At 47.8% G+C, this 7,690-nt stretch carries 7 protein-coding genes; 4 read left to right on the plus strand and 3 right to left on the minus strand.

What is annotated here, in order from left to right:
• Positions 1-89: 89 nt before the first annotated feature.
• On the minus strand, positions 90-899 hold the full coding sequence (locus tag MHN01_RS10355; RefSeq protein WP_239411281.1) for an alpha/beta fold hydrolase: 810 nt from the start codon (positions 897-899) through the stop codon (positions 90-92).
• A 212-nt stretch (positions 900-1,111) separates the two neighbouring features.
• On the opposite strand from MHN01_RS10355, the gene MHN01_RS10360 reads away from it, so the two are divergent.
• From MHN01_RS10360 to MHN01_RS10370, 3 genes are all read left to right on the plus strand, one after another.
• The gene (locus tag MHN01_RS10360) at positions 1,112-2,029 is read left to right on the plus strand and encodes a LysR family transcriptional regulator (protein WP_239411282.1); all 918 of its coding nucleotides are present in this window, start codon (positions 1,112-1,114) and stop codon (positions 2,027-2,029) included.
• 89 nt (positions 2,030-2,118) lie between these two features.
• Positions 2,119-2,742: a LysE family translocator gene (locus MHN01_RS10365; RefSeq protein ID WP_239411283.1), complete on the plus strand. Its 624-nt coding sequence runs from the start codon at positions 2,119-2,121 to the stop codon at positions 2,740-2,742.
• Between the two features lie 162 nt (positions 2,743-2,904).
• Positions 2,905-3,786 carry a LysR substrate-binding domain-containing protein gene (locus tag MHN01_RS10370; RefSeq protein ID WP_239411284.1) on the plus strand — a complete coding sequence of 294 codons (882 nt, stop codon included), beginning with the start codon at positions 2,905-2,907 and terminating at the stop codon, positions 3,784-3,786.
• 8 nt (positions 3,787-3,794) lie between these two features.
• Here the strand turns inward: MHN01_RS10370 and MHN01_RS10375 are convergent, their stop codons facing one another.
• The gene (locus MHN01_RS10375) at positions 3,795-5,039 is read right to left on the minus strand and encodes a DUF1566 domain-containing protein (RefSeq protein WP_239411285.1); all 1,245 of its coding nucleotides are present in this window, start codon (positions 5,037-5,039) and stop codon (positions 3,795-3,797) included.
• Positions 5,040-5,381: 342 nt separating this feature from the next.
• Positions 5,382-6,959: an alkaline phosphatase gene (locus tag MHN01_RS10380; protein WP_239411286.1), complete on the minus strand. Its 1,578-nt coding sequence runs from the start codon at positions 6,957-6,959 to the stop codon at positions 5,382-5,384.
• Between the two features lie 251 nt (positions 6,960-7,210).
• Between MHN01_RS10380 and tnaC the strand changes: the two genes are divergently transcribed.
• Positions 7,211-7,309 (plus strand): tryptophanase leader peptide, encoded by a 99-nt coding sequence (tnaC, locus tag MHN01_RS24655; RefSeq protein ID WP_075766648.1) that lies wholly within the window; start codon positions 7,211-7,213, stop codon positions 7,307-7,309.
• Positions 7,310-7,690 lie beyond the last annotated feature (381 nt).

Below are 7,690 nucleotides of genomic sequence, written 5' to 3' on the forward strand. Positions count from 1 at the left end.
AACGGAAACGGCCCCGAGCAAGTGCTCGGGGCCGTTTTTTGTATTCAGTCTATGAGGATTAACCGAGAATAGTAGGGCCAGGGGAGGCCTTAGCCTCTCCCTCCTGCGACCATGCAGTAGATGGACTGCCACATTTCTGTCGGGTTTGAGTACATCGGGAAATGCCCGCAATGTGAAATCCTGGCTAACCTGACACCGTGTGACTTGATGTGGTCCAGATATGACAGGTGGTTATTTTGTTCGCCGTACATGAACATCCTCGGAAATGGTAACCCGAGAAAGGTGTCCATCAACCTGCCATGGTCTGATAATTCGACCATGGATGAAAAAATGCCCCTTACGGCATCGATTTTCACCTTGTGCCTGAGGCTGGCCGCGTATAATGCGCTCGCATAGTCTTCCGACTGACTTGTCCTTTCTATAAAGCTGTCAAAAAACTGTTCATCGCTAAGAGCCGGGTATTCGACAATCTGGCGACTTAGAAAGCAGTCTTCCGGAGCAATGTTTCCTTCTATATTGGTAAAGCTGAGAACCCGCTCGGAGAGCATGCTTGCCAGAAGCAGAGCGGTTAAACCGCCCATTGAGTGGCCTACAAGGTGAAATCGCTCAAATCTTACCATCTCAATGGCTTTAAGGGCTGTTTTGACCAGAAAGGTAAGATCAACCTGCTGCAAGTTCTGACACTCGGTTTCTCCGAACCCCGGCGCATCATAAGCCAGGAATGGATGCCCGTCGAAACATGAGAAGTTCACGATATCGGCATAGTCCTCCTTTGTTGAACCGAAACCATGTAAGAACAAGATTGGCGCTTTGTGCCCGTCACGGAGAAGCGCAGAAAGGGTTACTTGTGTTTCATCAATAAGGAATGAAAAAGATTGTTTTTTGCGCTCTAGTGCCATGTATTCCTCTCGGTTTGCTAAATGAAAACTACAATGACGTCTGACTACATCTGACGTATGTCAAAAGGGGATGCGCACCAGTATTGAGTCAGTTTATTGATAGGTAAATTACTTTGTTTGTATCTCTGTGATATGAATTAAATATCAATATCCCGGAGGAAGTTTGTTTACTATTGAGAGAATACCGATAGAAATTACGGCAGAGAGCAATAATGAGCACGATTAACTTCCGTCTGATGAAGCAGCTATGGATGTTTCTGGCCGTTGCCGAGGAAGAGCATTTCGGCAAAGCAGCTAAGCGGCTTGGTATGTCACAGCCCCCCTTGACCGAGCAAATAAAAATACTGGAACACTCCTTAAAACTAAAGCTGTTTGAACGGTCTCGCAGAGGAACCAAGCTCAGTCCTGTCGGGAAAGCTATCTACCCTGAAGTGCAAAGGTTCGCTGATCATATGGCTTCGTTAGAACGCGTTGTCAATGAAGTCGCAAAGGGACAATCGAGCTTCCTGCAAGTCGGTGCCGTCTCGACGGCAATGCTGGATATCGTCCCCAAGATGCTGAGCTACATTAAACAGGACTTCCCTGACTCCACCGCGTTTGTGCGTGAGATTGATAGTGCGGAGGCAACGGCGGATCTTATATCGGGCCAACTGGATATGGCTTTCATTCGTTGGCACGGCGAGGTTAATGACGGGATCTCCATTCTACCTCTTGTTAAAGATACGCTTGCTGTTGCCTTACCGAAAGAGCATCACCTTGCAAGTAAAGGTAAAATCTCGCTTTCAAGCCTTATCGACCAGCCGCTTATTGCGACAGCCCGTAGTGTCAGCCCTGCTTATTTCGATTTAATTACATCATCCTGTAATGCCCATGGGTTTAGCCCTCGAATATTACATGAGGTGCGATCGATAACGGCTCAGATAGCCTATGTCGGCTGCGGCCAGGGTATATCTATTGTCCCTTCTTCTGCGACCAAGCTCGCGCCTGAAAATGTTGTGCTCATACCGCTAGATAGTGATGTTTCCATTATCACTGTCGCAGTTGCATGGAATACGAAGAGCCAGAATGCATTAGTTGAGGCCGCTGTAAATTGGTTGACGCTCGGCGCTTACTCTGCTGATACTGTTTAACTATCAGTGAACTAGCATTTTGAGATTTTACCTTTGTTATAGGGTGACCTAGATTAGCAATCACAATTTCTTTTCTATTCGAGTTAGTTTTGAGCGAGTTTTCAATACTGTTGTCATCCATGGTGATTTGCCTGTTTGGCGTGATGAGTCCCGGTCCGTCGTTTGTGGCAGTTACCAATAAAGCGCTAATATCTCGCAGGGAACACGCCTTGTGGTTAACGGCGGGGATAGCACTGATCAATGCGTTGTGGGCAGCTTGCGCACTGTTCGGATTGAAGGCATTGATAACGCAGTTATCCTGGTTGTTGATAGTTATACGGATCTGCGGTGCCGTATACCTGATTTGGTTTGGTATACAATTGTTCAGAAAGCCTGTCTGTTCACTTGGCAATGCATCTGCTGACGGAGTGGCGGCAGACACCGGCAAGCTGACAGCTTTTCGCGAAGGGGTGCTAACCAATCTCTGTAATCCGAAATCACTGTTGTTTTATAGCTCGATCTTTTCTGTCTCAATTCCTGAGACGACAGGGTATAAATTGCTTATCGAGTTGATCGCTATTGTATTTGTGATATCAGCAGGGTGGTATGGCAGTCTGGCGATAATACTGACCACAAGCCGCGTTCAACGAATGTTTGGAAAAGTGCAGGGCTTTATTCAAAAGCTTTGTGGCGGGCTACTGATTATTTTTGGTAGCAGGCAGCTGTGTTACTAACACAAGCACAACCCGATAAAGATTAGGTTGTTACTCAAGCTTGCTTTCATTGTTTTGTTACGGGTTTTATCATCATTATTCATTGTGTTTAGATCTGATGTGTTTTAGCAATTATATTTGTTATAACTGCAACAATTCAGAATGATTCAATGAGAAATAGCAATGCTGACACGCTCGGATGATTTGGAAATTTTACTGGCGGTTGCCGACAGCGGCGGTTTTTCGGCTGCGGCCGATGCGCTCGAGATCCAGGTTGCCCGCGTATCCCGTGCTGTGAGTAAAGTGGAAAAGCAGCTTGGTGTTACCATACTCAATCGCACTACTCGACGGGTCGAGCTGACCGACGAGGGGCGTCAATTTGTTGAGTCGGTACGTTTAGGTCTGCAGCAGATCCAACAAGCGGAAGACGAGTTGACTTTGCGTGGTGAACTGCCAAAGGGGCGATTGCGTGTCGATGCCGCGAGCCCTTTTGTCTTTCATCAACTGGTGCCGTTGATCCAGGCATTTAAGGATACCTATCCCGATATTGAGCTGGAGCTGACATCGAACGAGGGGTTTGTTGATCTGCTGGAAAAGAGAACCGATGTGGCTATTCGGATTGGTAAGCTTACCGATTCAACCTTGCATGCCCGTTTATTAGGCCGAAGTCCTCTGTATATTGTCGCCTCGCCTGATTATGTAGCCCGCCGGGGTATTCCATATCAGGTGCAGGAGCTACCCACACATGAGCTGATTGGCTTTACCGGGGCAAAAGTGCTGAATAACTGGCCGCTTAAAGGCGGCGGCCAAATAGAACCGACAATCACTTCCAGCAATGGTGAAACCGTCCGTCAGCTTGCATTGGCAGGAAATGGTATTGCCTGCCTGTCGGGGTTTATGGTGAATGAAGACATTGCCGCGGGTCGCTTGATCCCGCTGCTGGAGCCTGAAAAGCTCACCAATACCGCAAGGGAGCAGGTCAACGCGGTATTTTACAAGTCATCGTCGGTAGCCCGACGGATCTCGGTGTTTATTGACTTCATTCAGCCCAGATTGTCCTTGTAGTGATTGTGTTAGGTAATACTTCGAACGCACCTTACTTTGTTGCCCGTTCTTAAAATATCACCCTGTGGCCCTTTGTAATAAAAGGTGCCATTTGAACCGGTTGCCGATAGTGCGCCGGGCTCGGTAGATACGTCGAGCTTGTCGTTGCTGCGCTGAGCCCCCGCGCCATGAACATCAAGAATGTTGCCGCTTATGTAACCGAGTGCTCGCCCAAAAGAGACATAAGCGGCATTGCTGCCATTTTCATCGTTGTCTACATGTGTGGTTGAGCTCCAGTAATATCCCCAGTCGGTGATGTTTTCTTCGTTCGTGAATGAAGTGGCGTTGAATATTGGATCTATCGCGGCCTCACCGTCGGTATCCGGTGTACGCGTGTAGTCCAGGATACTCTGTAGCTCTTTGGCATTGGGTAAGCGCCAATCTGAATGAGCGGCGGTTGTTGCCGTCTCGCACTGAGAGATTGCATCGTCCCAGTCGGTAGTTTCGCTGTCATTTTGTTGCCACATTAAGCCCGTCGCGTTGTCACTCACGGTTTCGTCGCCGTTGTCGACAAATGCGTTTACCCCGTACTCGGTGTTGCCTGCCACGCAGCGCACATAGAACTCCTTGATATGCGTCGGGTAACCTTTGATACGGCCGTCAACATAGTTAACACCGAACATCGTCGGGTCGCCGTTCATTGTCGTACTCAGGTAGAGAGTGGAAGAGGCATACTGGGCATCGATAATCCGGTCGCCGGCGTTAATTCCATCGGCGGTGGTGGTGTCACCGAAAGCCCAGTCGAAGGTACTATCGATGAAAGGAACAAGGCTTGAGGTGTCAGATCCTGTATATGAACTGGGATCCTTTCCACTGAACAAGATCAGGGAATAGGCTTCTTTGATGCTAGGCAGGCGCCAGTCTTGTCGCCCCGCAAAGCTAAGGTCATCACAGTAAGTAACAGCGTCACTCTGCGTGAGCTTATCTGCATAGTTTACCGCTCCGTCACTGTTTAAATCGGAGCTTTGTTGCCAGATAAGGCCTGTAACGTTGTCTGTGACTGTCAGCCCGTCTGAACTGATGGTGTAACTTGGCTGATTGCCGGTGTAATCACCGTCATGTCCCTGGCCACTGCAGGGGGTGACGAGGCCGGTTGATGAGCTGTAGCAATCTGTTTGATTGGTATCTACGATTTTATAGCCGCTGGCAGTCGAGCTGTTCGCTGTTGCAGTACTTTCGGCTGACGAGCCGTCACAACCTGTTAAGGCAAGCATTGAGCTCACTGCCACTAAGGCGAATAACTGTCTGATTATGAAAGGGGCTATAGCTGGGGCAATGACTGGCTGCTGAGTTGCAGAGTGAAAGATCATAATGGCTTCCCTATGTGAGTGAGATGGCATGATGTCCATGTTGAACGTCTCTACTTGGTGGGTAGTCTATGAGAGCAATGTGCAGGAAAAATGCAAAAACTATGGAAGAAGGTGATGCTGCGGTGATTCACAACTTGTTGGTTGGGTGTGAATATCTGATCTGAAGTAGGTTGGCGCTGAATAGAAAACAGCCTCAGGCAGTTGCCCAAGGCTGTTTGTACAAAGCGGTAGAATGTTTCTGTGTGCTTAATTCACCAGGCCTTTAATGTACTCGCCCAGTTCCGAGTGGTGCATGATTTTCGACACCGGGACAATCTCTTTCAGCGGTCCCCAGGCAAAGACGTTGACTGGCGTGTGGGTATGGGTACCTGTGCCCCAAACGGTATTTTGGGCTGTTGCCTGCTCGCGAGCCAGCAAGTTGCCACGGTCGTTATACGGGAAGAAGGCATCAAAGTCTTTGATAGTCGGGATGTCTTTCAGCTTGAGGTACTTATGGTTACCTTTGAAGTACGGGTTTGGCTTGGTTTCCAGAACGTTAGCAGCCTGTGCCGTGGTGATCGGGAAGCTGCTGTTGGCGTTGACGATATCAGCCAGCTTTTCCGCTGTTTGTTGCGATGACTCTAACTTGTCAAACTCGCCCAGCATGGCGGCATAGCTCAGTTTCTGGTTGTAGAGACCATCAAGAATGTCATATTTGCCAAAGTTGAAGTTAGGGGCGTAGTCGCGTTTCTGGAAGGCCTCGCCTGAACGTTTCTCTGGTGCCGGGAGGTCGTTCGATGAGTAGCTAAAGCCGAACGATCCGGTTTCATGGTCGGCAGTGACGATGATGAGTGTATCGTCACGATCTTTGGCCCACTCATAGACGGAGCCCACAGCCTCGTCAAACTTGATCATCTCATGCAGCATGGTGCCCGCATCGTTGCTGTGCCCCGCCCAGTCAATCTGTCCGCCCTCAACCATAAGGAAGAAACCGTCCTTGTCTTTGGATAGCAAGGCAAGCGCCTTTTCCGTCATTTCTTTCAGAGTCGGTTGGGTGCGATCCGGGTCATTTTTCGAATTGGTGTAGGCAACGCCATCGTTCATGCCTGAGTAGGCGAAGAGCCCCAGCAGCTTGTCGCCCTGGGCGGCTTCGAGCATCTCCTTGTTGAAGGCGAGGCTGTAACCGTCATTTTGGGCTTCGGTAAGCAGATTACGGTCGTCTTTGCGTTTGGATTTCAGCTTGACGTCTCCCTGGGTAAGGGCTTGCAGCTCTTTATAGACGGCACCTTTATCATTGGTCGATTTAGGGATCCAGTGACGCAAACCGCCAGACAACATGACATCGACGCCAGTTTCCAGCATGTCAGAAGCGATGTCATTTTCCAGCGAACGATGTGGCTGGTGGGCGGCAAAGGCGGCGGGGGTTGCATGGGTCAGGCGGGTATCGGAAATCAGTCCTGTGGCCTTGCCGGCGCGTTTGGCTTTTTCAAGCACGGTTTCGACATAGTTGCCGTTGGCATCGATGCCTATCACCTCGGAACCGGTGTAAATGCCAGTCGCCAGCATCGTTGCCGAGCACGCCGAATCGACCACGATAGCATCTTCCGGATGAGTTAGTGATGAACCGATAACGCCCTCTTTGGCAAGTTTAAAGAGGGCTGTCGTTTCACCCTTGTAGATAGAGTGAGGTGCATTGTTGGCGTAGGTTTCCAATAAGCCGACCTGTTGCGGCCCCATGCCGTCACCAATCATTAGGATGACGTTTTTGATTTCTGCCGAGTATGCTGAGAAGGAGAACGTAGAGGTTGCTGCGGCAAAAATGAGTGGTTTAACAATGTGTTTCATTTTAAAGTCCTGATTTTTAAATGCGGCGATAGTAAATCAATGACTTATGACGTTTTTATTGCAGTAATAAGTATTTGATATGAATTGTGGTGCAATTATCTTTTTCATCGTGCATCTGTGTTGTGAATAAAATCGGTGAATTTTTATTTGCTCCGATCACACTTATTGATCATGAATATATATTTATCAAATTAACTATAGGATGATGACATCATCAATTTTAAATATTGCTTTTCAGATAGGAACATAAGATGGACGTGTACCTCAAATTGCAATCCTCCTCTCAGCCGATATTATCGGCCTGGTATAACGTAGATCATAAGCTCTCTTTCCGTCTTTCTTCTGAGTAAGTCCTTCCGGCGTTATTACGCTGAACATTAGCACTTAATATTTTCCTATCAATGTCACTTTATGGTGAATAAGGGTGATTTGAATTAATAGTGTTAATGCATTTAATTTATTTGTCTGATAATTAAATTGTATTTTCATGTGAGAGCATAATATGAATATGTGCCCTAAATTGAAAGTATCATCACAGCCATTGCTGACGCCATGGTATGTTGAAGACTGTAAGCTTTCTGACTTCTTCCCGATACAGTCAATATCTATATCGTAAATAATAGAACGCTGTTGTTTCTATTATTCCGAGCTAAATAATTATTTTGATGTTCGTTATTTATTTAGCGTGTCTTCGTTCGTTTTGAAGTTTGCATGTTAGATAGGTTGCAAAG

The sequence above is a fragment of the Photobacterium sp. OFAV2-7 genome, assembly GCF_022347985.1.
Classification (GTDB): Bacteria; Pseudomonadota; Gammaproteobacteria; order Enterobacterales; family Vibrionaceae; genus Photobacterium.